The 25,120-nt window shown below is 47.6% G+C and carries 26 protein-coding genes; 18 read left to right on the forward strand and 8 right to left on the reverse strand.

From position 1 onward, the window contains the following. Window positions 1-4: 4 nt before the first annotated feature. From OEZ43_04720 to rpmE, 3 genes are all read right to left on the reverse strand, one after another. The gene (locus tag OEZ43_04720) at window positions 5-1,255 is read right to left on the reverse strand and encodes a malate dehydrogenase (protein ID MDH5544872.1); all 1,251 of its coding nucleotides are present in this window, start codon (window positions 1,253-1,255) and stop codon (window positions 5-7) included. Window positions 1,256-1,318: 63 nt separating this feature from the next. Continuing rightward, window positions 1,319-2,140, reverse strand: a complete 822-nt coding sequence (locus tag OEZ43_04725) for a thermonuclease family protein (GenBank protein MDH5544873.1) — start codon at window positions 2,138-2,140, stop codon at window positions 1,319-1,321. Then, on the reverse strand, window positions 2,103-2,306 hold the full coding sequence (gene rpmE / locus OEZ43_04730) for a 50S ribosomal protein L31 (GenBank protein ID MDH5544874.1): 204 nt from the start codon (window positions 2,304-2,306) through the stop codon (window positions 2,103-2,105). Before rpmE ends, OEZ43_04725 begins: the two co-directional genes overlap by 38 nt. Before the next feature lie 226 nt (window positions 2,307-2,532). On the opposite strand from rpmE, the gene OEZ43_04735 reads away from it, so the two are divergent. Both OEZ43_04735 and OEZ43_04740 read left to right on the forward strand, forming a co-directional pair. Beyond that, on the forward strand, window positions 2,533-3,051 hold the full coding sequence (locus OEZ43_04735) for a cbb3-type cytochrome c oxidase subunit I (GenBank protein MDH5544875.1): 519 nt from the start codon (window positions 2,533-2,535) through the stop codon (window positions 3,049-3,051). Continuing rightward, a complete protein-coding gene (locus tag OEZ43_04740) occupies window positions 3,038-3,577 on the forward strand; it encodes a hypothetical protein (protein ID MDH5544876.1) in 540 nt (179 codons plus the stop codon). Before OEZ43_04735 ends, OEZ43_04740 begins: the two co-directional genes overlap by 14 nt. Here the strand turns inward: OEZ43_04740 and OEZ43_04745 are convergent. Beyond that, entirely contained in the window at window positions 3,566-4,897 is a 1,332-nt protein-coding gene (locus tag OEZ43_04745) for a DEAD/DEAH box helicase (protein MDH5544877.1), read from the reverse strand. The two genes, OEZ43_04740 and OEZ43_04745, sit on opposite strands and share 12 nt — an antisense overlap. A 280-nt stretch (window positions 4,898-5,177) precedes the next feature. Between OEZ43_04745 and trxA the strand changes: the two genes are divergently transcribed. From trxA to OEZ43_04780, 7 genes are all read left to right on the forward strand, one after another. Further along, window positions 5,178-5,504, forward strand: coding sequence for a thioredoxin TrxA (trxA, locus tag OEZ43_04750; protein ID MDH5544878.1), 327 nt, complete (start codon window positions 5,178-5,180; stop codon window positions 5,502-5,504). A 183-nt stretch (window positions 5,505-5,687) separates the two neighbouring features. Next, window positions 5,688-6,944 carry a transcription termination factor Rho gene (gene rho, locus OEZ43_04755; GenBank protein MDH5544879.1) on the forward strand — a complete coding sequence of 419 codons (1,257 nt, stop codon included), beginning with the start codon at window positions 5,688-5,690 and terminating at the stop codon, window positions 6,942-6,944. Between the two features lie 87 nt (window positions 6,945-7,031). Next, window positions 7,032-7,769 carry a 16S rRNA (uracil(1498)-N(3))-methyltransferase gene (locus OEZ43_04760; protein MDH5544880.1) on the forward strand — a complete coding sequence of 246 codons (738 nt, stop codon included), beginning with the start codon at window positions 7,032-7,034 and terminating at the stop codon, window positions 7,767-7,769. A gap of 301 nt (window positions 7,770-8,070) precedes the next feature. After that, entirely contained in the window at window positions 8,071-8,526 is a 456-nt protein-coding gene (locus OEZ43_04765) for an Rrf2 family transcriptional regulator (protein MDH5544881.1), read from the forward strand. A gap of 60 nt (window positions 8,527-8,586) precedes the next feature. Further along, a complete protein-coding gene (gene iscU / locus OEZ43_04770; GenBank protein ID MDH5544882.1) occupies window positions 8,587-8,988 on the forward strand; it encodes a Fe-S cluster assembly scaffold IscU in 402 nt (133 codons plus the stop codon). A 205-nt stretch (window positions 8,989-9,193) separates the two neighbouring features. After that, window positions 9,194-9,919, forward strand: a complete 726-nt coding sequence (locus OEZ43_04775) for a hypothetical protein (protein MDH5544883.1) — start codon at window positions 9,194-9,196, stop codon at window positions 9,917-9,919. Window positions 9,920-10,034: 115 nt separating this feature from the next. After that, complete coding sequence (locus OEZ43_04780; protein ID MDH5544884.1) at window positions 10,035-11,084, forward strand: porin; 1,050 nt, start codon at window positions 10,035-10,037, stop codon at window positions 11,082-11,084. An 11-nt stretch (window positions 11,085-11,095) separates the two neighbouring features. Here OEZ43_04780 and OEZ43_04785 read toward each other — a convergent pair whose 3' ends face one another. After that, on the reverse strand, window positions 11,096-11,578 hold the full coding sequence (locus tag OEZ43_04785; protein MDH5544885.1) for a DsrE family protein: 483 nt from the start codon (window positions 11,576-11,578) through the stop codon (window positions 11,096-11,098). Window positions 11,579-11,619: 41 nt separating this feature from the next. Between OEZ43_04785 and OEZ43_04790 the strand changes: the two genes are divergently transcribed. The 3 genes from OEZ43_04790 (at window position 11,620) to OEZ43_04800 (ending at window position 13,884) form a co-directional block, all read left to right on the forward strand. Continuing rightward, the gene (locus OEZ43_04790; GenBank protein MDH5544886.1) at window positions 11,620-12,069 is read left to right on the forward strand and encodes a DUF1499 domain-containing protein; all 450 of its coding nucleotides are present in this window, start codon (window positions 11,620-11,622) and stop codon (window positions 12,067-12,069) included. A gap of 127 nt (window positions 12,070-12,196) precedes the next feature. Further along, the gene (locus tag OEZ43_04795) at window positions 12,197-13,378 is read left to right on the forward strand and encodes an alanine--glyoxylate aminotransferase family protein (protein ID MDH5544887.1); all 1,182 of its coding nucleotides are present in this window, start codon (window positions 12,197-12,199) and stop codon (window positions 13,376-13,378) included. Window positions 13,379-13,515: 137 nt separating this feature from the next. Further along, complete coding sequence (locus OEZ43_04800) at window positions 13,516-13,884, forward strand: DUF3135 domain-containing protein (protein MDH5544888.1); 369 nt, start codon at window positions 13,516-13,518, stop codon at window positions 13,882-13,884. A gap of 203 nt (window positions 13,885-14,087) precedes the next feature. Here the strand turns inward: OEZ43_04800 and OEZ43_04805 are convergent, their stop codons facing one another. After that, the gene (locus tag OEZ43_04805) at window positions 14,088-14,564 is read right to left on the reverse strand and encodes a GNAT family N-acetyltransferase (protein ID MDH5544889.1); all 477 of its coding nucleotides are present in this window, start codon (window positions 14,562-14,564) and stop codon (window positions 14,088-14,090) included. Window positions 14,565-14,673: 109 nt separating this feature from the next. Here OEZ43_04805 and OEZ43_04810 point away from each other — a divergent pair, with 109 nt between their 5' ends. The 4 genes from OEZ43_04810 (at window position 14,674) to OEZ43_04825 (ending at window position 19,996) form a co-directional block, all read left to right on the forward strand. Next, complete coding sequence (locus OEZ43_04810; GenBank protein MDH5544890.1) at window positions 14,674-16,014, forward strand: MATE family efflux transporter; 1,341 nt, start codon at window positions 14,674-14,676, stop codon at window positions 16,012-16,014. A 61-nt stretch (window positions 16,015-16,075) separates the two neighbouring features. Continuing rightward, the gene (locus OEZ43_04815) at window positions 16,076-18,043 is read left to right on the forward strand and encodes a bifunctional aldolase/short-chain dehydrogenase (protein ID MDH5544891.1); all 1,968 of its coding nucleotides are present in this window, start codon (window positions 16,076-16,078) and stop codon (window positions 18,041-18,043) included. Next, entirely contained in the window at window positions 18,027-18,830 is an 804-nt protein-coding gene (locus OEZ43_04820) for a glycerophosphodiester phosphodiesterase family protein (GenBank protein ID MDH5544892.1), read from the forward strand. The genes OEZ43_04815 and OEZ43_04820 overlap by 17 nt, the downstream gene beginning before the upstream one ends. Next, a complete protein-coding gene (locus OEZ43_04825) occupies window positions 18,821-19,996 on the forward strand; it encodes a glycerol-3-phosphate dehydrogenase/oxidase (GenBank protein MDH5544893.1) in 1,176 nt (391 codons plus the stop codon). The genes OEZ43_04820 and OEZ43_04825 overlap by 10 nt, the downstream gene beginning before the upstream one ends. Before the next feature lie 13 nt (window positions 19,997-20,009). On the opposite strand, the gene OEZ43_04830 is transcribed toward OEZ43_04825, so the two are convergent. Further along, on the reverse strand, window positions 20,010-20,945 hold the full coding sequence (locus OEZ43_04830) for a CPBP family intramembrane metalloprotease (protein ID MDH5544894.1): 936 nt from the start codon (window positions 20,943-20,945) through the stop codon (window positions 20,010-20,012). Continuing rightward, a complete protein-coding gene (locus tag OEZ43_04835) occupies window positions 20,933-22,306 on the reverse strand; it encodes an NAD-dependent succinate-semialdehyde dehydrogenase (protein MDH5544895.1) in 1,374 nt (457 codons plus the stop codon). Before OEZ43_04835 ends, OEZ43_04830 begins: the two co-directional genes overlap by 13 nt. Before the next feature lie 33 nt (window positions 22,307-22,339). Between OEZ43_04835 and OEZ43_04840 the strand changes: the two genes are divergently transcribed. Together OEZ43_04840 and OEZ43_04845 are read left to right on the forward strand one after the other, a co-directional pair. Beyond that, the gene (locus OEZ43_04840) at window positions 22,340-24,298 is read left to right on the forward strand and encodes a transglycosylase SLT domain-containing protein (protein ID MDH5544896.1); all 1,959 of its coding nucleotides are present in this window, start codon (window positions 22,340-22,342) and stop codon (window positions 24,296-24,298) included. Window positions 24,299-24,357: 59 nt separating this feature from the next. Then, window positions 24,358-24,864 (forward strand): heme-binding protein, encoded by a 507-nt coding sequence (locus OEZ43_04845; protein ID MDH5544897.1) that lies wholly within the window; start codon window positions 24,358-24,360, stop codon window positions 24,862-24,864. Window positions 24,865-25,120 lie beyond the last annotated feature (256 nt).

Genomic DNA, 25,120 nt, shown 5'->3' on the forward strand with positions numbered 1-25,120 from the left:
AGCATTAATCAACGGTCGGATAGCTGGCGGGATAGGCTTTGCGTGCAATGCCTGATTCGACCGCTGCCTTTGCAACGGCTGACGACACGTATTGTGACAAGCGTGGATCAAATGGCTTCGGAATGAAATAGTCTTTACCGTAGGACAGGCTGTCGATGTTGTAGGCGACAAGAATTTCCTTAGGTACAGGCTCCTTAGTGAGTTTGCTCAGGGCGTGTACTGCCGCGATCATCATTTCCTGGTTTACGCCCGTAGCCTGTACATCTAGCGCGCCTCTGAATATGTACGGAAATCCGAGAACATTGTTGACCTGATTGGGGTAGTCGCTTCGTCCCGTAGCCATGATTAAGTCGTCTCTAACCGTGTGAGCAACTTCAGGGCGAATTTCAGGATCGGGATTGGATAGGGCGAATACAACCGGGTTTGGGGCCATTGAAGCCAGCATTTCTTCGCTAACTAGATTCGGTCCTGATACGCCGATGAACACATCGGCTCCTGTCATCGCGTCTGTAAGAGTACGCTCATCGGTTTTTACCGCGAACTGTTTCTTGAATTCATTAAGATCACTACGTCCGTCGTGTATGACGCCCTGGCGATCTATGAGTCGAATGTTTTCTTTATTTGCGCCGAGAGCAATGAGCAGGTTCATAGATGCGAAACCGGCGGCACCCGCACCAAGACAAATAATTTTCGCTTCGCTTAATTTCTTCTTGGCGATTTCAAGAGCATTGATTAGACCAGCGGAAATAATGATGGCCGTTCCGTGCTGATCATCGTGAAATACAGGAATATTTACACGCGACTGGATTTCCTGTTCGATTCGAAAACAGTGAGGCGCTGCTATATCCTCCAGGTTGATGCCGCCAAAAGTAGTCGCGATGCGCACAACGGTATCGATAAATTCGTCTGGGTCTTGTGTATCGACTTCGATATCGAACACATCAATTCCGGCAAAGCGCTTAAATAGCACCGCCTTTCCTTCCATAACAGGCTTGCTTGCAAGAGCGCCAACGTTGCCGAGTCCTAACACGGCTGTACCGTTTGAGATCACCGCAACGAGATTGCCTTTCGCAGTATAAGAATAGGCCAGTTCCGCATCACGGGCGATTTCCCTAACCGGTTCGGCAACACCAGGTGTATATGCGAGGGACAATTCGTATTGACTGGTGCAAGGCTTGGTAACCTCAATAGCAAGTTTTCCTGGAATGGGCCGGCGGTGATAGTCCAACGCGGCCTGTTTGATGTCTTTGCTCATGTCGTGTCCTTGTTTGCCTATGGATGCTGGAGTAATACGCTGCAGGAAATCTATTGTGGCAGTTTAATCCAGTATCTCAATATTTTTTGGATGAAGTATGCGCATATTGAGTCCTGAATTGTACGGAAAAATCCAACCTCCTACCCGAACTGTATGGGTGCGCAGGGTTTCAGGCTTTTGTTTCTTAAAATATTTGAGATCCTCGTTTTCAATGCGAAATGCGAACCGGTCAGTAACAACAAGCCATGTTGAGTGACGACTAGTAGTGATTTCGCGAATTCGTCCAGTAATAGTGTAGTAACCAAGATGTCGCAAAGTGAGCACCTCAGCGTCATGATCCTGGAAACGGGGGTGTGACCAAATTCCTGTGGAGGCCGTCATTGCCTCTGCCTGACTTCTTCGGTAACAGTCAAAGAATTTTTCATTTGGTGGCATGAAAACGTGTACCCCCATGCCTACGCGCAACATTTCGCTCTGGAGGTTGGTGCCGTTGGGTAAAAATGCGTGCGCCAATATACGCTGATAGCGATCTCTTTTCTCTTGGTCTCGGATGAGTCCAATACTACCGATGTTTTTTAGAAGATTTTGAAGCGTGATTTTGGCCTGGTCTGCAAACGGTTCTGCAGGGGGATGCTCTTCGTTTAGTTCTGGTGAATTAATGCCGATTAGTCGAACAAGGCGTTCATCTTCGAGTAGCAGTGTGTCGCCGTCGATAATCGATTTAATGCGCGTGATTTCGTCAAACTGGTTGGTATTACAGTCTGTATCGCCAAAAGCGTTGGCTGTAAATAAGAGCGACGCAGTGAACAGGGCACGGATAATCCGCGCCCCGAGCAATATGTGGGATTTACTTGAGTCCGTATTTTTGGCGGAATTTGTCCACACGACCGGCGGTGTCCACTATCTTTTGCGTCCCTGTATAAAAGGGGTGGCAAGCGGAACAAACATCAAGATGTAGTTCGCTTTTGCGAGTAGATCTTGTCTTAAATGTATTGCCACAGCTGCATGTAACAGCAATTTCTTTGTATTCCGGATGGATATCAGCTTTCATTCTTAAACCTCTGGTTTCCTGTATGCGCCGCCACCGAGTCATTATTGCACGGCACCGCGCGAGCGAAGGGGCGAAAGTATAGTGGAACTAAACAGTGCGAGCAAGAGATATCACCCAGGTTCGGGTTTCCTTGATTGTAGGGCATGGGGTAGAATGCGGCGGCGGCTCGTCACTAGAAAGCTGTTTCCGTTAGTGAATCGCGTATGTGGGGTAACTGGTTGTATTTATGAGTAATACTGAGATTGGCTCGGAAGACGGGCGCTTGATGAAGTTTCTGGTCACGTCCGTGGCCTTTTTTATGGTTGGTACAGTTCATGGCGTGTTACAGGTCCAAAAACCTATTCGCGCATGGCTGGATTCCATAGGAAGTCCCTATGGAGGCCCTGGCCATATGATAGATCCGTTGGCACACGCACATATCAATGTCATAGGCGGTGTAGTGATATTGTTAATGGCTGTGAGCTACTATTTATTGCCAAGAATCAGCAAGCGGCCATTGTATTCATACCGCCTGGTAGAGCACACCTATTGGTGGACAACCATCGGACTTATCGGGTTCTATTCCACATTGTTATTATTTGGTTACTGGGAGGGGAGTTTGTTGCTCGAAGGCAAGACTCAGGAGATGCACGATGTACACTCCATCTACAGACCGGTAATTGCGGTGGTATCGACGGTAATGGGTGTCGGCTTTTGGATCTGGTTCGCAAATATTTTTATAACGTATCGTCATGTCAGAAAATAGCAAAGAACAGGTTTGTCGTTGCCCCGATCATTGGCCCGACTGGGATGGTGCCGAACTGTCTTTGTCGGGGCGTTGCGTGCATCGGATGTCGATACCCAGCTTTTTCCATATGCCCCTAGCCTTTGATATGTATGTAGGAAAGCAGGCGGAAAATATTGAACAATTAGATTTGAAACCGGTGTGGCCAGGTCTAGTGTTTTCGCGCACAGGCATGTGGGGAGGTGAATTGATTTGTCTCATCGAAGACGCCGAGTCACCCTCGCGTCTAGTTCAATATTTGCCGCCACCTTTTGACGTCCATTTCATGCTTCACCATGGCGGAATAGGAACAATTCAGAAAACGCTAAGAGAGCAGCAGATGAGGTTGACCGACGCCGGCAAAGTGCCGGGTGATCTCTATATGGGACATTTGACCTGCCCTGTGTGCGAAGAGCGCAAGGGTGGCGAGAAAATTCTCATGATGAGGCGCTGGAAATCGAGTAAACGCCTGCAAGGCAAAATCAGTAATCGTGCCTCAACTGTTTGATCCGCTTGTTTTGGCTCCCTGATTTGGTCGACGGGACCGGCCTGATCTGTTGCGGTTGTTCTGTTGATTGCCGGGACGTTTGCTATTTGAGCCTCCCTTGTTGAAAGGTTTGACCCTCTCCATTTTTAGTTTTGCTGGCGGTTGCAGTTCAGGCAATTCAAAAGGATCATAGACTTTCTTTTCAATTTTCTTTTGAATGCGCTCTTCTATTTCAGGAAGATGGAATGCGTAATTTTCACAGGCCAGACTTACGGCAATACCCTTGTTTCCTGCGCGGCCGGTTCGACCGATGCGGTGTACGTAGTCCTCCGCTTCATTAGGTAAGTCATAATTAAAAACATGAGTAACGTCTGAAACGTGTATGCCACGAGCGGCGATATCGGTAGCAACCAATACCTCAAATTCACCTTTCTCGAAATCGATTACCAGGCGCTGTCGTTTTTTCTGCGGTACATCGCCAGAGAGTAAGCCCGTGCGAATCTGATTTCCCGTCAGTGAAGCTACAAGGCGCTCGGCTTCAATTTTGGTGTTTACAAAGACTATGCTGCGTTTGACATCGTCCTCTTTGAGTAAGGATATTAGTAAAGCGGTTTTGTCTTCGTTTGCGACGTAGTAGACATATTGCGCAACGTTTTCGGTGGTAACTGTTTCGGGTTCAACCTCAACCAACTCTGGGTTGTTCATATGTTCGTAGGCGAGTTCGGTAACGCGATACGATAGTGTTGCTGAAAACAGCATGCTGAGTCGTCTTTCCACTGGAGGTAGGCGGCGCAGAATGAAACGGATATCTTTGATAAAGCCGAGATCGAACATGCGGTCTGCTTCATCGATGATGATGATATCCATGTCTTTAAGTTTGAAGACCCCTTGTTTGGCGTAGTCGATGATGCGCCCCGGCGTACCAATCAAAATGTCGGTGCCATTTTCGATGGCCTTGCGTTGTTTGTCATAGTCTGTACCGCCATAGACGGCAGTTATAGAGAATAGCGATTCACCGATTAGTATGGCGTCTTTGTGGATCTGGATCGCCAGCTCCCGGGACGGCGCCAGTATCAAAGCCCGAGGTTTCTTCTTGCCCTCAGATGTGACAGGATTGCTCAACATGCGTTGAAATGTCGCAATGAGGAAGGCCAGAGTTTTGCCTGTCCCTGTTTGAGCCTGTGCCATTACATCTTTGCCGCTTAGGCTAATTGGCAGACTTTGTGCCTGAACGGGAGTACATAGCTCAAATCCGGCGGCAGAGAGCTTGGAAACAATTCTGTCATCGATTGGAAGCGAAGAAAATGTCGTATTGGTAAGGTGCTTGGGGTTGTTTTCCATATTTTTAGGGATTGAAAATCAAAAAATTATAATTTAGGACTTGAAAAATTGTTCGGATTGGGCTGAAATTAGCACATTACGCATTATGTTGATAGGTATTTACCATAATTCTCCAAAGAACCATTGAGTCTTGGAGCTCCGCATCAGCAACAAGAATTTTAACGAACCCCCTACGGATTGAGCCAAAAGGAAAGTCAGTGCGCTGATAACGGCATAAATCTTGGATTTAGGATGACCAGTTCAAACCAATTCCCAATAACCCGATTGGAGGCACAATAAGGTGAGTGATCGTATAGTCCATTTGTCTGATGATTCGTTTGAACAAGAAGTACTGAAGGATGATGGACCCGTATTGGTTGATTATTGGGCCGAATGGTGTGGTCCTTGTAAAATGATAGCGCCCATTCTTGATGAGATTGCCAAAGAATACGATGGCAAGATCAAGGTGGCGAAATTAAATATCGATGAAAATCCGTCTACGCCTCCAAAGTATGGTATACGAGGTATTCCGACGTTGATGTTGTTCAAGAACGGAAACGTCGAAGCCACCAAGGTTGGTGCAGTATCCAAGTCCCAATTAACGGCCTTCATCGATAGTAACCTTTAAGGTAAAGAATAACTAAGGTATATGTCGTCGACGTTGCTGGAACTGGCGTTGCGCCATATTCAATGTGGTAACCTACCGGTTACCACTGACTCACCTTGAAAATTGTTTCTTACTAAGTGTCTGCGGTACTTATTAGCAGGCAGTCGATCTTTTCATCTAATCTTATATATGTAAAATTTGCCTATGAACTTCTCAGAGTTGAAACAAAAATCAGCAGCCGATCTGCTGGAACTTGCCCAGTCCATGAATATCGAGGGAATGTCGCGAGCACGAAAGCAGGACGTCGTTTTCGCTGTTTTAAAAGCCCACGCTAAAAAGGGCGAGGACATTTATGGTGACGGGGTACTTGAAATTCTTCAGGATGGCTTCGGGTTTTTGCGCTCCAGTGACGGATCGTATCTCGCTGGACCTGACGACATCTATGTGTCACCAAGTCAGATTAGACGATTTGGTCTACGTACAGGCGATACGGTCTCGGGCAAGATCCGACCTCCAAAAGAAGGGGAGCGTTATTTTGCGCTACTCAAGGTAAATGAAATTAATCATGAGCCCCCCGAAAATGCACGTACAAAAATTCTTTTCGAAAATCTCACGCCGCTTTTTGCTAAAGAGCGCCTGCGTATGGGGATCGGTAATGGTAGTACGGAAGATTTGACAGCCCGTATTATCGATATCGTTTCACCAATCGGTAAAGGTCAACGTGGGTTAATCGTGTCCCCGCCTAAAGCGGGTAAAACGATGATGCTGCAAAACATAGCACATTCGATTTCAACGAATCATCCCGAGTGTATGCTGATCGTTTTGCTTATCGACGAGCGTCCTGAAGAAGTTACAGAGATGCAGCGTTCTGTTCGCGGTGAAGTGGTTTCCAGTACCTTTGATGAGCCAGCCAGTCGCCACGTTCAAGTTGCAGAGATGGTTATCGAAAAAGCCAAGCGACTGGTTGAGCATAAAAAAGATGTTGTTATATTGCTGGATTCGATTACGCGTCTGGCGCGCGCCTACAATACAGTTATTCCGTCTTCGGGCAAGGTATTGACCGGTGGTGTTGACGCCAACGCATTACAGCGTCCAAAGCGTTTCTTTGGTGCAGCACGTAAGGCAGAGGAAGGCGGTAGTCTTACCATACTGGCAACAGCATTGATAGATACGGGTTCGCGCATGGACGAGGTCATCTTCGAAGAGTTCAAGGGAACCGGCAATATGGAACTCCACCTGGATAGAAAGATTGCTGAAAAGCGTATTTATCCTGCAATCAATATCAATCGCTCAGGTACGCGCAGAGAGGAATACTTAACTACTCAGGATGAATTACAAAAAATGTGGATCCTGCGTAAAATACTTCATCCCATGGAAGAGCTTCAGGCAATGGAGTTCCTGCTAGATAAGTTGAAGGATACCAAAACCAATGACGAGTTCTTCGACTCAATGAAGCGATAATTCTTGTCGAGCGCAAAACTGGCGCTTGGAATTGAATAGTAGGGCGAACGCATTGTTCGCCCTTTTTTTTTTAGGCACAATGCGCCTATGCGACTATCCCGAATTTATATTGAGCAAACGCTGTCATCTGACGCGACTATTAGCGTCCAGGGTGACGAATACAACTATATAAAAAATGTACTGCGCCTTGGCGTCGGAGCCGAATTGGTGTTGTTTAATGGTGAAGGTGGAGACTACGCTGCGCAAATTGAAAGCGTCTCCAAGCGTAGCGTGGAGATTAAGATTGGGGAGTTTAGTCGTACAGAAAATGAATCGGGTTTGTACATTCATTTAGTTCAGGCGATTACAAAAGGTGATCGCATGGATTTTAGTATTCAGAAGGCGGTGGAGTTAGGTGTAAAGGAGATTACGCCTGTATTTACTCGCTATAGCGCAGTTTCATTGGATGACAAACGGCGCGAAAAGAAGCACGAGCATTGGCGGCGCGTAGTGATATCTGCTTCTGAGCAATGTGGTCGAAGCGTGATTACAAAGGTTCATCCACCTGTCACTTTGGAGCAGTGGCTACAAAGTTCCTGTAGCAACGCCGTGACCCATATCGTTATGGTGCCACAAGGTCAGAATCGGTTCGGGTTGCTCGAGGCTATTGCATCGCCTTGCGTTTTGCTAATTGGGCCAGAAGGGGGGTTTAGTGACGAAGAGGTGGAGAAATTCACCAGTCTTGGGTTTTCTGCCGTGTCACTAGGTCCAAGAATTCTGCGCGCGGAAACCGCAACTATCACCGCAATTAGTATATTACAGAGCCGCTGGGGTGATTTAGGTTAGATCGAATCTAAATTTGAATGGTTTCTTATTACCTCCGCAAGTGCTGGATAAGTTTCCCAGTTTGATACAATTGTAAACATTTCGATTTAGTAAGAGATATTTTTTGAGTTGCAAAACAACCGCTTGAGTCATTTCCCCTTTAAAATGTAACCTGATTTGTAAATAACTGTAAATTCCCAGGTTTTTATCTTCACTTTGTACATAGAGGTCCGCTACATTTATTGATACAGAATTACTGAGGAAACAACTCAGAAATGTTGAGTTCATGGATGTTAAACTTTAGAATACGAGGTGAAGCGCGATGAAAATCCCTACCAAAGGACGTTACGCAGTAGCTGCAATGATGGATTTAGCGATGAGTGAGAGCCAAGGCCCTCTGACAATTGCGGACATTGCAGAAAAGCAAAATATTTCACTGTCTTATCTCGAGCAATTATTTGCCGATTTAAGGAAAAATGGATTAGTGAAAGGGACTAGGGGGCCTGGTGGTGGATATCGCCTGGCAAAACCCGCGCAATATATTAGTATTGCGCAAATTATTCTGGCGGTGGACGAAAAGGCCGTTCAAACTAGCCGGGAGAACGAACATTATATGCCTTATGTGTTCTGGGCTAATCTTAGCCAGCGCATGTATGGGTTTTTAAACAATATTACGCTGGCGGAGTGTATAGAAAATCCTCCAGCAGCCGAAGTCTTCAAAGGAGATTCCGGCGAGCAGCAGTATCCACAGGATAACTCTGGTAAGGCGGCAGCCTAATTGTCATCTGCGTGGATAATGTTGTTTTCCTGGTTTTATTAATTAACAAGGAGATCAACCATGGCCTACAGTGACAAGGTAATTGATCACTATGAAAATCCACGCAACGTTGGCAGTTTTGATAAAGCTGATACCAGTATCGGTACCGGGATGGTCGGAGCTCCTGCGTGTGGTGATGTAATGCGCCTGCAAATCAGAGTCAACGATGCTGGCGTTATTGAAGACGCACGTTTTAAGACCTACGGTTGTGGCTCAGCGATAGCTTCCAGCTCATTGCTCACCGAGTGGGTGAAAGGCAAGACTCTGGATGAGGCACAACAGATTAAGAACACACAGATAGCAGAAGAGCTCGCTCTTCCACCTGTTAAAGTGCATTGTTCAGTATTAGCCGAAGACGCAATCAAGGCTGCAATTGAAGATTTTCGTGCCAAGCAGGGAACGCAAAAAACTGGCACTGATTGATTGCGAGCGCTTCAACTCTCATTTTTAAGACCCGGGATCTCCCGGGTTTTTTTATGTGTCTATGTTTGTAATTTCCGGAATGGACTATGCTTTCTGCTACAACATCGAAAACTACACGTGTGTGGAAATGCAATATTCAGGGGAAAGCATCTTATTTCGGGGTAGGGACGCATTCGGAGAACTGGTCGTAACTGAAGGGGCGTTAGTGAGAACGCTTTACTTTGGAAATGAAAAGCGTCAAAGCGCCATGTTTCTTCAGCACGCGGGCTTGCTTGTGCTTGAATATACCCAGGTGATGATGTTGTCACTTATTTTTAATCGCCAACCGCATCGAGTTTTTTGTCTTGGCCTGGGTGGTGGATCGATACCTAAATTTTTACTTAGAGCCTGTCATGTTTCGCAAGTCGATGTGGTCGAGTTGAGACAGGCCGTAATTCAAGTTGCATATCGATTTTTCGATGTGCCGGAAAATAGTTCACGCCTGAACATTGAGTGTGCAGACGGGGCTAGCTACTTTGATGGCGTTGCTCAACACAAATCATACGACCTTATGTTTATTGATGGCTTTGATCGAGATGGGCCAGTGGATGCGGTGTCCAATATTCCTTATCTTGCGAAGTGCGCAAGCCACTTATCGGCAAATGGGATACTGTGTATCAATCTCTGGAATCGTCGAAAAGACGATTTTCAACAACGATTAAAAGAGATTCGAGCTCTCTTCGATGGTGGGGTGTTGCTGTACCAATTGGGTAAACTAAATAGTAATGTTGTTTTATTCTGCTTTCGGAACCGCAGCCAGGCCTTGCAAATTAAACGTTATGAGCATGCTTCCAGGCAACTGCAAAGAGAATTTGGTATCAACTTTCGAAAGTATTTTTCCCGGCTGTATAAACAGAACGTGCCGATGTATCAGCGCCTTATGCGTGCATAATTCTGGAGCATCCGGCATTTAACCGACACTTTCACTTTTATGCGGGCTTATCCGCTATTCTTTCACCGGTTATAGGCGATATAATACCCGGCTAGTTAAACTCTGTGTCTTACCTATGGCTGTTCTTTTTAGAAAATCCTTTTGTTTCATTGGCTTGTTTCTGTTTTTGGGTGTTGCCAAAGCGGACTACCAGCTTTACGGGCAGCTGCATCTGTCATCCGATGCGGTAAGAACCGGTGGTGCCAATGTGTTCACTATATCGAGTAATGCCACTCGATTCGGTTTTAAGGGGTCTCAAGTTTTAGGAAGTAGCTCGCTACAAGCTGTATGGAAGATAGAGTCTGAGGTTGATGCCACCGGCGAAGCGGATCGACTAAAAGGCAGGAACCGCTACTTAGGAATTGCAAGTGGACTTGGGACTATTGTCGCCGGATATCAGGATTCACCATTCAGAACCTTAGGTAGCAAGGTTGATATGCTCCCTGAAACTATCGCGGACTTCAGAAGCATTATGGGCGCGGTTCGCGACCAATTTGACCCTATTACAGTTGATACTTTTAATTTGCGGGCAAAGCGTTCGGTAATGTATGTCTCCCCGAGAATTGCCGGGCTTCAGGTGCGCTGGATGAGGGCGCTAAGACAGTTTGGGCATTACAAGCTGGATTACAGTTCGCTTTCATCTGAAGCGATCTGGAGTTACAGCGGAGTATATAAAACAAAGTTTTTCTATCTTGGCGCTGCGCGGGAAACGCACGAGAATATTCTTGATTCGGCTGTGAATCGAGTCGCTGGCGGGCTCACAATGGATGAGACCGAGATCAATTTTATTTACGAGGTCATGGAGTCGGGCATTGATACTACTCTTAGTCGTGAGAGCTACGGAGTGAGTTTTCGTCGTCGTATCGAAGATACCGCCATCGTGTTGCAGGCTTTTGCCGCGGAAAACGATTATTGGATAAAAAATTCAGAGGGTTTTTTGTACGCGGCTTCCGTGCAACAGCGAATGTCTAAAGAGGTGGAACTCTATATTGTTGCAGCGTATGTGGATAACGCAGACGCTGCCAGTTTTCGCCTAGGTGCTGTTGATCATGGGGAATACTACGCGCCACCCGCGCAGGGTGGAAATGTCTATGGGGTTTCCATGGGAGTAACCTACGTGTTCTAGGCTGTGGGTGGCTACGGCTTTTCCATTTCCACCAAGGCATACCCCCTACGCTGATATTCCGAGACTTTTTCGGGACCTGCTGGCACTACATCCACATATTCCGGAAAGTCGCTTTCTTCCTTGTGATACCAGGACGCATGCGTTCCACAAACGTGTACCGGTACATTTTCACTGACCAGGCTTTTGACTCGTTGGTGAGCATCAGGCATGCTTTTCTGGTTTTCAGTCAGAAGGCCGAATTGTTCACTGCCATGGCTGACGACGGCAATTTTGATTCCCGGATGTTGTTTGCGTAACTTTTCGCCGTATTCCTGGATTTTGGGCAAGGCCCAATTCAACGCCTCTTGCTTGCCCTCTACGATCTCGAATACCACACCTGCCGGAGGATTCTTCGCCTTCAGAATAAACCTGATATCATCTTCCATTCCGGCCCATAATGGCGTCGAAGTGATGAGTAATGATAGAAAAATAGCTGGAGCGAAAATTTTTCGCATGATTGTCCCCTTTGTGTCTAACAAGTGTGCGTAATGTGAAAATGATACTAATAGCAATTGTCGTTTTTGTTCCCTTGAGCATGTTAACCCCGATTCTACTCAACGGGGTGTCTGTTTTTGAAGCGCCAGGTCCCATAGACAGGCTAAAAATCTATTGGACTCAAAATGTTGCGGAAACCAGACAAGATCATCGCTTCCCTGAGCTTCGGCTACCGGTATATGACGTTCCAGCTCAGAATTTGTTTCAAAGGATTGAATCCGTCCTGCACGAGCAGGGATGGTCGATTGCCTCCGTGAATCAAGATGCGTTGACAGTTTCTGCGGTTGTCATTTCACCTCTATGGGGGTTTAAGGACGATATTCAGGTGCGAGTTACGCCGGTGGATGCACAGCATAGTGTGCTTGTTATACGTTCGGCATCGAGAATCGGTAGAGGCGATTTTGGGGCAAATCTGGCTCATATTCGACGAGTGATTAAGGCCTTGGGTTAGGAAGAGGTTTTTATTACCTTATAAATATTGTAAGGTATAAGCAGTTCCAGTGCTGTACTGAGCATACGGCAAATTGTCTGGATCTAGGTAATAGATCAAATAACCAAAGTTAGAGAGAAGACAGAAAATGGCAAGTTCCTTTATTCCTCCGGTTCGTACCCTGATGGGGCCCGGGCCATCCGATGTGCATCCACGTGTTTTGAGTGCTATGGCAAGACCGACAATTGGCCACCTCGACCCGGCGTTTGTGGGCATGATGGACGACATGAAATCTCTGCTCCAATATGTTTTTCAGACGAAAAATGAGTTGACCATTCCCGTATCTGCTCCTGGGTCTGCTGGTATGGAAACGTGTTTCGTCAACCTGGTAGAACCAGGTGACAAAGTCATTGTTTGCCAAAATGGTGTTTTCGGCGGGCGCATGAAAGAGAATGTGGAAAGAGCGGGTGGCGTAGCCGTCATGGTTGAAGATGAGTGGGGAAGTGCCGTAAACCCCAACAAACTCGAATCCGCCTTAAAGGCAAATCCTGACGCAAAAGTTGTCGCTTTTGTGCATGCCGAAACCTCGACTGGTGCGCAATCGGATGCCAAAACCTTGGTGGAAATTGCCCACAAACACGACTGTGTCGCCATTGTTGATGCGGTGACTTCATTGGCAGGTACTCCGGTACTGGTCGATGAGTGGGGTATTGATGCTATCTATTCCGGTACTCAAAAATGCCTATCCTGTACTCCTGGCTTGTCGCCTGTGAGTTTTAGCGAACGTGCAATTGAAAAAATAAAGTCACGCTCGAGTAAAGTGCAAAGCTGGTTTCTGGATCTGAATCTGGTTATGGGCTATTGGGGGGCTGGTACAAAGCGCGCATACCACCACACCGCACCAATAAACCCGCTTTATGCGCTGCATGAGGCATTGGTCATGGTGAAGGAAGAAGGACTTGAAAATGCCTGGGCTCGCCATAAGCGTATGCATGAATCGCTCAAGGCTGGATTGGAGGCTATGGGCATTCGATTTGTCGTTGAAGCAAATGCCCGCCTTCCTCAGCTGAATGCGATTTATATCCCCGATGGTGTTGATGATGCTGCTGTAAGGTCTCGATTACTTAAAGACTACAATCTTGAGATTGGTGCAGGTCTGGGCAATCTTGCAGGTAAGGTGTGGCGCATTGGTCTAATGGGTTATTCTGCTAACCTCAATAACGTCATATTGTGCCTTTCGGCCTTAGAATCTGTGCTGACTGACGTGGGGGCGCCAATTAACAAGGGCTTTGCGGTTGCTGCTGCGCATGAGGCGTTGAAGAATCAATAGTCTTTGAAAAGCCAGAAGGGGCCAAAATTTGGCCCCTTTTTACATTCTAGCTTAAGAAAACAATAAAGAACCCAGGGTAGTATCAATGCGTAACAGCCAATAGAAGCTGCATCGCACGATAGATTGAGGAGGGTGACATGAAAAAAGACAAACCATTCGATTTTGAGTATTGGATGAAGCTCGCAAAAAATGATCCGGAAGCGTTTGAAAAGCAACGCTCAAGCATGATCGACGCTTTTATCTCCGACGTTCCCAATCCTGTTCAACGAGATCGCCTCGGAAAATTGCAGTGGCGTGTTGAGCGCGAGCGAGAACTCGCCAAGAATCCCATGGATGCGGCCATTCGTATTTATGACATGATGTGGGAATCCTTAGGTAAGAACATTGAGGCATTCCAGGAGCTTGCCGATACGTTGGCCGGTGACTTGTTAAAACAAAAAATTCCAGCGCGACAAATTAAAGAAGAAGCGCGAATTTTGCCATTTAGAAGCCGCATCGGTAGCTAAAATAATTTAACAAGCATCATCGCTAATCTATTAGTCCATATTTGAACGCATAGTTTTTTGAGATTTCGTTCAGGTTTATTGTAAAGCCCGTACTTGCACTGCAATGCGGGCTATTTTTTTTGCGTTCCGGTCATGTTTAACGTTTGATTGTAGAACGGGATGGGATTTAAAAAACTGCTTAAATAAATATCTCAATACGGGGTTTAGTTCTTGCTTAGTTTAGGTGGGTACGCCCCTGTTTCGGACCCTTCAATAAGCTGGGCATCTACAGCGTGTACATAATAGCTTTCTTGTCCGTCGCACCCACCAATGATCGCATACCTAAAGCCTTGCGTAAAAAGTGCATGCAGGCAACTAAGTAAAAGTGCATAGCCAATACCTTTGCCGCGCTGTTCGTTCTGAACGCCTAGTGGGCCAAAATAATTTGGAAATGTGCAATCGTAGCACGCGAACCCAACTAGCTTTGATTTCCTGACGGCTACAAAGCATTTTATTGGGGTTTGTGTAAATGCAATGCTGCATTCATCGGCCCATGCTCCTGAAAAATGCGTGGCGATCCACTGAACTACCGCAGATTTTTCATATGCCATCGCTGGGCGGATGTCGACGTCCGATTTTTGAGCCTTCACCAATGCTTCATTGAGCGGGGGGAGATTGTAGAGTCTAACTAATGCATCCATTGTGAACTCCTTTGGCCTTGTACGTTATGATACGTGATGAAGGCTAAGAATATCAGGGATAATAGACTCGGCTATGCTGTTGTCTAAACGATTTATTTGGGGCGGTTAAATGAAAAAGCGTGCATGGCAGACCGACCTCCTGGATTTCGCCAGTCATAAGAAAGTTTTTATGATAGTTGTACCGATGGTGCTCTCTGGCGTGAGTACGCCGCTTTTAGGTATGGTTGATACCGCACTAATGGGGCATCTCGATCAACCATACTATCTCGGTGCTGTGGCAGTTGGGGCGCTGGCGTTTAGTTTCCTGTATTGGGGATTTGGTTTCTTGCGCATGAGTGTTACCGGTCTGACAGCGCAAGCGTTAGGCGCAAGTGACACAGAAGTTATTGTTGGAACACTCGTACGGGGACTGTTGTTTGCGGCAGTCATCGGCATTTTTCTACTCCTGGCGCAAGGCCTGGTGATTCGCGCTACCATGTGGTTAGTCGATACCAGTGCCAATGTTGAAAATGGGCTTTCTTTATACTTGGCGATACGGCTTTGGTCTGCACCCGCGGCTTTCATTAACTATGTATTGGTGGGCTGGTTTCTGGGAGTGCAGCGACCTGCGTATACCTTGTATTTGCTACTGCTCGTCAATCTGACAAATATTGTGCTCGATATTGTTTTTGTGTACGTCTGGTCGTGGGATATTTCGGGCGTTGCCTGGGCGAGTGTGTTTGCTGAGTATCTGGGATGTATTTTCGGTTTGTTTTTAACGAAACGAATTGTAAGCAAGCGCGGTTGGGTGTTGACGTGGCGAAATCATATTCAAGCCCAAAAATTTCGCAGTTTGTTTCAATTGAGTGGAAATATATTTATTCGCACCCTGTGTCTCATTGGCAGCTTCGCTTTTTTTACGATCCAAGGTGCGCGCTATGGCGAGATTGTTCTCGCTGCTAACGCTATACTCATGAATCTGCAAACCTTTATGGCATATGCGCTCGATGGTTTTGCTCACGCGGCAGAAGCATTGGTTGGCAAGTCTATCGGTGAACGTGACTATGCTGCGACACGGCGGAGTATTGTTATTTGCGTCTTTTGGTCGGCGTTGATCGCTGCCAGTTTTGTTTTAGCTTATGCCTTGTTCGGTCCATCAATCATTAATTTGCTTACCGATTTACCTGAGGTCCGTGAAGCTGCTCTAATCTATTTGCCTTGGGCAATCATTGCTCCTCTGCTGTCGGTATGGAGTTATGTATTAGATGGTATATTTGTTGGCGCAGCCTGGTCTGTGTTGATGCGTAATACGATGGTGGTGTCAACATTGATTTTCCTTGTGACATGGTATGTGTTGCAGGAGTGGGGTAACCACGGATTGTGGTTGGCATTTATGGTCTTTATGAGTGCGCGAGGCATGACTATGGCCTGGGTATTCTTCCAACGCAAGCACCAGCTACAAGTTATGTGACCGTTGGGAGCTTGCCGGTTTTCCGCTAAAATAGGCCAACGCGAAATAAGTGGGTGAGACTATGCAAAGCTTGTGGACAGACGCCGAGGCGTCACAATACAAAAACGATCTGGAAATGCGGGTCTATACCTCGCGCCTTCTTGGGCGTGATCCGTCACTGGTGCTTCATGGCGGCGGCAATACTTCGGTTAAGATTCGTGAAACAAATATCCTCGGCAAAGAAGAAGACATTCTCTATGTGAAGGGTAGTGGCTGGGATTTAGCTACAATAGAAGCCCCAGGTTTTTCTCCAGTTCGGATGCAGCATCTGATAGAGCTTGCTGAATTGACTAAGCTGACAGACCCTGAGATGGTCAATGAACTGAAAACTCACATGACTAAGGCTTCTGCGCCTACGCCCTCAGTGGAAGCAATTTTACACGCGACGTTGCCGTACAAATTTGTAGATCACACCCATGCTGATGCCATTGTAACCGTTACCAATAATCCTAATGGCAGGCGTTATATCGAGGAGATCTATGGCGATAGCGTGGTCGTTATAGATTACATCATGCCGGGATTTGATCTTGCGCGGCAGTGCGCAAAGCAATTTGCTCAGCAGGCTCATGCCGGCACTCTGGGTATGGTGTTAATGAACCACGGTATATTTTCATTTGCCGAAACTGCACGCGAATCCTATGAGCGTATGATTGCGTTGGTGAAAAAAGCGGAGGAGTTTATCCAGCGCCACAATGCCTGGGAATTGACATTTTCTGCCAGGCCATTGGTGGTTGAAGGACTACAGATCGCTGCACTGCGAAAAGATTTGTCGGAAGCAGCCGGTTTTGCTGTTGTTCTTTTTCGAGATAACGGCGATAAAGCTACGGCATTTTCACAGCGAGGTGATCTTGCGCAAATTTCGCAACAGGGACCAGCTACGCCGGATCATGTGATTCGCACTAAGCCAGTTCCGATGCTAGGAAATAATGTCCAGTCCTTTGTTGAAAAATACCGAACCTATTTTAACGCCAATGAACCTAATGCACGTGATCGCAAAACTATATTGGATGTTGCGCCAAGAGTTGTGATTGATCCGCAACTTGGCTTGTTGACGATAGGTAAGAACGCCAAAGAGGCGGCAATTGTTCGCGATATCTATGATCACACTATCGATATCATCCTGCGCGCAGAAAAACTCGGGGGATATCGCGCATTGCCGGAGCAGGATATATTCGACATGGAATACTGGGACCTGGAACAGGCTAAGCTGCGCGCGGGTGGAAAAGCGCCGATGTTTACTGGTGAAGTGGCCTTGGTGACTGGCGCTGCATCAGGGATCGGCAAGGCATGTGTTGACTCCTTGTTGTCGCGTGGCGCTGCGGTCATTGCATTGGATATCAATGATAAAATTGTTTCTTTATATCAGCGTGCAGATTTTCTGGGACTGGTCTGCGATGTTAGTGATGAGACGCAGCTTTCGCGAATGATAGAAGAGGCCGTAAAGCGATTTGGTGGCATAGACATGCTGGTGTTGAATGCAGGTGTTTTTCCTGGCGGCAAGAAAATTTCTGAATTAGGTCAGGAAGAATTCCAAAGGGTAATGCGTATCAATCTGGATGCCAATGTCAGCCTTCTACATCGTTGTTACCCTTATCTGAAACTCGCGCCGAATGGCGGGCGAGTGGTATTGATGGGATCAAAAAATGTCCCTGCCCCTGGGCCAGGAGCCGCGGCCTATTCTGCATCGAAAGCCGCGCTGACCCAGATTGGACGCATAGCGGCAATGGAGTGGGGGGCGGACAACATCCGCGTCAATATGCTGCACCCTGATGCGGTTTTCGATACCGGGATTTGGACAGAAGAGGTGCTTGCGGCACGTGCTAAACATTATGGTTTGAGTGTGGAGCAATACAAGCGTAAAAACGTTCTTAGAACCGAAGTAAGCAGTCGCGATGTTGCTGAGCTGGTTGCAGAAATGTGTGGACCGTTGTTTGCAAAAACAACGGCAGCGCAATTGCCTGTCGATGGAGGCAATGACAGAGTCATTTAATTGCGCGTGGAATATTCAGTTGGTGCAAGGACGACCCGATAACCCCGATATGAAAAACTTTACTATTGTTGCCCACCGCGGATTCGCCGGTAAATACCCCGAGAACACCATGGCTGCAATGCGTGCAGCCACTGAGGCGGGGATTCATCATCTGGAACTTGATATTCAACTTACCAGAGATGGCGTGCCGGTCTTGTTGCATGATGATACCCTGGATCGAACCACCAATTCGACGGGTTCCATTTTTGAATATGACTTAGATGATTTAGCCGGCGTCAGCAATGGCGAGCCTGCACGTCTCGGTAACACATTTTCCGGTGAACGTATCGTGACACTGGAAACGTTTATCAACTGGTTAGCCAAAGATTCGCAGAGACACGTCTATGTCGAAGTCAAAGATGAGTGCCTGGATCATTTTGGTTTCGATTATGTTATCGACAAGGTATTGCAGATTATTGGTAAAGATAACACTCAAGTAACCATAATCGGCTATGACCTGAATTTCTTGTTAGCTGTTCGTCAACGAGGCTGGCAAGGCATAGGTTGGGTGTTGACAGCATTTAACGAAGAAGAAAAAAGACTGGCAGAACAGCATCAACCTGATGTGATAATTTGCAATTACAAAAAAGTAAACACAGCGCTTTGGCAAGGGCAGTGGCAATGGATGTTTTATGAAATTACCGAGGCCGCGCTTGCGCGTCATTGGGTGGAACAGGGCGCAAGCTTTATTGAAACGATGGAAGTGGCCAATTTGACCGCAGGCCTGGAGCAGTCAGAATGGCAGTGAGCTATGACCTTGTGGTCATTGGCGGTGGCATTCACGGTGTGGGCGTTGCTCAGGCAGCCGCAGTTAAGGGGTATCGTGTTGCCCTCATCGAAAAAAACAGCCTGGCCTATGGCACGTCAAGTCGATCCAGCAAGCTGATTCATGGTGGCCTGCGTTATCTGGAGAGTGCACAGTTTCACCTCGTCAGAGAGTGTCTAAATGAGCGACAGGTGTTACTGAACATCGCGCCGCACTTAGTCAAACTACAGCGTTTCTATATTCCTGTATACGATGACACCACGCGCCATGCCCTGACGCTTCACCTCGGACTGATGTTGTATGGCGTGTTTACCGGCGCAAGAAAGTCTGCACGATATCGAAAAATCCCCAGACAACAGTGGAGCAAGTTGGACGGCCTTCGAACTGAAAATCTTCAGCACGTTTTTCAATATTGGGATGCGCAAACTGACGATCGACTGTTGACACAGGCAGTCATGAGATCTGCGCAACAATACGATGCAGAGTTGATGGAAGGTTGCGAGTTATTGTCGGGAACCAAGATGGATGAAGGTTGGAGTTTACACCTGGAACAACAAGGTATCGCAAAGGAAATTAAAGCGAAGGTTATCGTCAACGCTGCGGGCCCCTGGGTTAATCTTGTACTTGAGCGCCTGGCGTTTCCGCACACACCAGAAGCGGTTGATCTTGTTCAGGGGACGCATATTATTCTGGATCATCGTGTAGAATGCGGCATTTATTATGTTGAGGCGCCAGCAGATAAACGTGCTGTTTTTGTCATGCCCTGGTACGACAAGATGATGGTGGGTACAACAGAAACAGTGTTTACCGGTTCGCCAGACAGCGTTGAACCATTGGTCAGTGAACGGCGCTATCTGCTGGATACCCTGGCCCATTATTTTCCCCAATACGAAAATATTACGGTTTCTGATATCAGTTCGGAATTTGCGGGTTTGCGTGTATTGCCTAAAGGTGATGATGCATTTTCCCGTCCGAGAGAAACGATTTTTCGTTGCGATAACGAAAAAAAGCCGAGTCTGCTTTCAATCTACGGCGGCAAACTGACGGCCTATCGTGCCACAGCGACAAATGTGTTGGAGCGTCTCGCCGGTGTATTGCCTGAAGCGCGTTTGCAAGGCGATACATCAACAATCATGTTGCCCGAATAGTGTCATGTAACACCTATTGCGTAGTTGGAGTCCAATACGGATAAGTGAAAAAAGTAAAGTGGATACCGTTGAAGGCAAAGTGCGCAACAATCGCCGCTTCAAGACGCTGGGTTTTCATATAAGCATATCCATAACCCAATCCTGCCAGTGTTGCGCCAATAAATAATCCGATGCCTCCCCACAAGTGGGCTAAGCCAAATAACACCGATGTAACACCAAGCGCTAGATAATCCCCATTTTTTTTCTCCACCCAGCGACGGGACAAGCCTCTCTGTATCCAGCCACGAAAGATGGCTTCTTCTGCGACACTGGTGACGAGTAAATTTGCGAGCAAAAAAGCGAAGAAGTAGGAAGAAAACACGGGATCAAAAGTGACATAGCCAAACAGTCGTCCAATGATGAAGGCGCCGGCGATGGACCCCGCAACAACCAACGCAGTTTGTTTTAAGGTGTTTGCCCATTCTTTAAGGCCGCGGATAAGGGTGACGCAAAATACCAGATAAAAGAAACCGATCACGGCTTTATCAAAATGGAAGCGTATGCCGGTTTCCGGTGCTTCCTGATGGAGTTGCAGGCCGCGAACCACTGAATAACTATCAAAGCCGGGGAGTTTGTGTGAGCCCAGGCCAATAGCCAGTGCGATAAAACTGATGTTAGCAAAAACAGTTAAAGACCTGGCGAGGCGTGGACGCGAGTTACAAAGTTGTTGGTAGTGTTTGCCTTCGAATAAACGTTGTCCTAACCAAAAACATGTCAGACCGGCCCAGAGAATAAAAGGTATTGCAGGCCAGTGCAGAAAGCTCTCGGCAAATCCCGCAATTAATGCGGTTGCGAATAGAGCGCTCCAGGCTTGCCAAAATGGAATCAACCACAGACTGATAATGCTGGCAAATAAAAACCAGAAACTTATGGGGACAGCGGCCAGGTCAAAACCGTTCAACGTATCCACACGGTCTTGGTGTTCATAAACTCGCGCATGCCCTGGACGGATAGTTCGCGACCGTATCCCGACTCTTTCACGCCGCCAAAGGGAAGTCTGGCGTCACTTTTCACCAGGCCGTTGACAAAGACACTTCCGCATTCAAGTCGCAGTGCGACACGTTCACCGCGTTCATTGTCCCGGGTCCATACACTACCACCGAGACCGAATGGCGTATCGTTGGCAATTCTGACGGCGTCTTCTTCGTTCTTTGCGCGTAACACCAGAGCGACAGGTCCAAAGAGTTCTTCGTGATAGGCGGGAATGGCTGGCGTGATATTGTCGAGCACGGTCGGCGCATAAAAGGCACCTTCGCCTGGTATCGGCTCACCGCCGGTCAAGATTTTTGCGCCAACGCTAACGCTCTTTAATACTTGTTGATGCAATTCTTCACGTAAGTCATGTCTCGCCATGGGCGCAAGCGTTGTGTCTGCTTGCAAGGGGCTGCCAGTTTTTAACGAGGCCACTGCTTTTACAAATCGCGAAACAAACTCATCGGCGACACCTGGCGTGATGATAAAACGTTTTGCCGCGATGCAACTTTGTCCTGCGTTCATAAAGCGTGATTGCACTGCAACCGGTATAGTCAAATCAAGATCTGCATCGTCTAGTACAACAAAGGGATCTGAGCCTCCCAGCTCCAGCACCAGTTTTTTGAGATGGCTGCCCGCTACGCTGGCGACTTTGCGTCCAGCTTCACAACTGCCGGTGAGCGTTACTGCGGCAATACGGGGATCGGCGATCAACTTTTCTGTTTGGCTGGCGCTGATCATCAATGTACGGAATACGTTTTCGGGAAAGCCGGCCTCTTTTACCAGTGATTCGATGGCAAGGGCGCATTGGGGGACGTTAGAAGCATGTTTTAATACGCCTGTATTCCCCGCCATTAACGTGGGAATGACAAAGCGCATGACCTGCCACAACGGGAAATTCCAGGGCATGATCGCAAGCACCGTCCCAAGCGGTTGATAGGTCACATAACTTTTTCCAGCATCGGATTTTGTGACGTGCTTGGTAAGGATTTGCTCTGCATTGTCCGCATAATACTCACAGGTCAGCGCCGATTTTTCCACTTCGGCCCTGGATTCTGAGAGTAATTTTCCCATTTCTTCCGTAATGATATGCGCAAGCTCGTCCTGGCGGTTCCGTAGTACAATAGCCAGCGTCCGCATGGAACTTGCACGTGAAGACAGACTGGATTGGGACCAACTCTGATGGGCTTGATGAACTTTAGCGACAGTCCCCTCAATTTCGGTATCCGACCAGCATGAAAATGTCTTAAAGACTAAACCTGTGGCGGGATTTGTCGATCTAAGTATATGGGTAGACAAAATCCAGTGTCCTTCTTGAACGCAACCAGTACAATGACCAAAATTATGACATGCAAACAATGGAATGTCCTATTGATTACCGGTTTGAGCCTGCTTCTAGGCTTGAGTCCAGTTTTTGCCTCCGAAATTTCCATAGAGAAACAGCGCGAGATTTACGTTGAGGCCAAGAATGTATTAGCAAAGCGCCATATGCGCACATATGTCAGGTTAGCCAGTCAGCTGGAAGATTACCCTCTCTATCCCTATCTCCAATACCGTTATACGCGCATGAATATGAGTCATTTGCCTGACGATGAAATCCGTAAATTTCTCGAGGCAAATGAGGGCGCACCTGTTGGTGAGAAAATGCGTTTTGTTTGGCTGCGTCATCTCGCCATGCGTGGGCGATGGCACACATTTTTAGAAGAGTTCAGAGATGGCGGCGGCGAGCGTATGGAATGTTCACGTGCACTGGCGTTATTTAAGACGCAACAATACGATTTGGCAATGGATAGTGCCGATAAATTGTGGCTGACAGGTGACTCGAAACCCAGCTCTTGTGATCCCGTGTTCAAAGCCTGGAAAGATCGTGGAGGAATGACTGCGGAGATGGTGTGGGGCCGGATTCGGCTGGCGATGGAAAATGGTCGGGTGAGCCTGGTGCGTTTCCTGGCCAAGAGCCTCCCTGACGAAGAGCGGCCCTGGGTAAATCGTTGGATCGATATGCGTCACAATCCTGCAAAGAGCCTGCACCGCGTGGTCTATCAGGAAGAAAAACCGATAGCCAGAGAGATTGTACGCTATGGTATACGGCGTTTGGCTCGACGAGATGCGGGTGCTGCCGCAGATGCCTGGGTGAGATTTCGTGATAGCCATTTAGCGAGTTCTGCTGAGGATGTTGTTGCCGTTGATACCTATATTGCGTTGCAGTCGGCTTACCAGAAACACCCTAAGGCGCTTGAATGGTTAGGCGCGGTTGATAGTGGTAATCATAAAGTGCGGGACTGGCGGGTTCGTACTGCGATTGAGCAGGAAGACTGGTGGTCTGCATTGACCTGGATCGAAGCGCTCCCACCGGAAGAGCGCAAAGAGGAAAACTGGCAGTACTGGCGCGCACGCATACTGGAGATGCAGAGCATGTCCTTGCCTGTGTTACGCACAGCTGCGGAACGTATCTATACCGAACTATCTCAGAACAGAAGTTACCATGGATTTTTGGCTGCTGACCGTATCGGGCGTGAGTACATGCTGGACTCGGACAGGCTGGAGTTTGAAGAATCTGCCTTAGATAACATTGCAAAAATTCCAGGCATTAGCCGAGCCTATGAATTACTACAAATCGGAAGACAGGCCGATGCACGCCGTGAATGGATTTATGCGATCAGGGGCATGGACGAGCAGACCTTGCGCATGGCTTCGGTATTGGCAAGTCGCTGGGGTTGGTATGACCGGGCGATTCAGACAGTAGCCAGGTCGGATCACTTTGATGATCTTGAACTCCGTTTCCCAATGGCCTTCAAGGATCTGGTCATGGAAAACGCAGATATGCAAAAAATCGATCCTGCATGGGTATATGGCGTACTACGTCAGGAAAGTGGTTTTATGCCAGATGCTCGTTCTCACGCAGGCGCATTGGGTTTGATGCAGATTATGCCGCGTACAGGTCGCATTACAGCACGCGCAACCAATACCCGATTGCGTTCGAGTCGAGAGCTACTGGATGTGAAAAAGAATATCCGCCTGGGTGCAGCTTACTTGCGCCGATTGCTAGATCGAACCCAGGGGCATAGTGCGCTTGCGACAGCTTCTTATAATGCTGGTCCGCACCGTGTCAAAAGCTGGATGCCGGAAAAACGTATCCCAGCCGATCAGTGGGTGGAGAGCATTCCGTTTGAAGAGACACGAAATTATGTTCGTCGTGTAATGGCGTATACCGTTATTTATGATCACCGACTTGATGGTAATATTGAGCAAATCCGTAAACGCATGCCGATAATTCAGCCTCGCAGCTGATAAGCACGCGGTATCAGGCGGTTCCACAATTTCGGTTATCTGTAAGAGGGAGTGCCATCATGCGCAGGTCTATGCTGTCTTTTCCAGCTTTAATACTGTTGTCCAGTTTGTTTTCACCATCAATTTTCGCACAAGAGCCACTGACGATTTCGGTCAAACGGATTAGCATGGAAGTGGCGATGAAGATCGCACAAGCGGCAATAGATACGTGCCGTAAAGAACGAATCCAGATCGCCGTCACGGTGGTCGACCGTGTGGGAACGCCCCAGGTGATGTTGCGCGACGTCCTGACCCCCGACCTCGCTATACGCGTGTCTGAACAGAAGGCATATACCGCTACTGTCTTCAATATGGCGACGTCCGACATGGAAAAACGTTTTACCGGAGCATACTCGGTACCCAAAGATCCCCGTTTGATTGTAGCTGGTGGTGGTCTGCCCTTAACGGCTGGTGGACGGATTCTCGGCGGGGTTGGTGTCAGTGGCGCGCCGTCTGGAACACAGGATGAAAAATGTGCCAAAGCCGGGGTGGCTGCCGTTCAGGAAGATCTGGATATGGAAGAATAGGGAAAAACCTGAATTGGAAGGTAAATTTTGTGAAGCCTCTCACGCAGCTCGCGACGGAATTTAACGATAATTTACATAGCGAATACGTAAATTATTGAGAGTGATTATCTGAGAGGTTTCTATGCAGTACTACAAGCAACACCGCAGTCAACGGCCTAACTTTCTGATCGTCGTAGGTATATTTGTTACGCTGGGGATAGTGGTGACCTCGACCTTCCCTACGCTCGGGTTCTGAAAATCCACATATGGCCAGGAT

The sequence above is a fragment of the Gammaproteobacteria bacterium genome, assembly GCA_029881255.1.
GTDB lineage: Bacteria > Pseudomonadota > Gammaproteobacteria > S012-40 > S012-40 > JAOUMY01.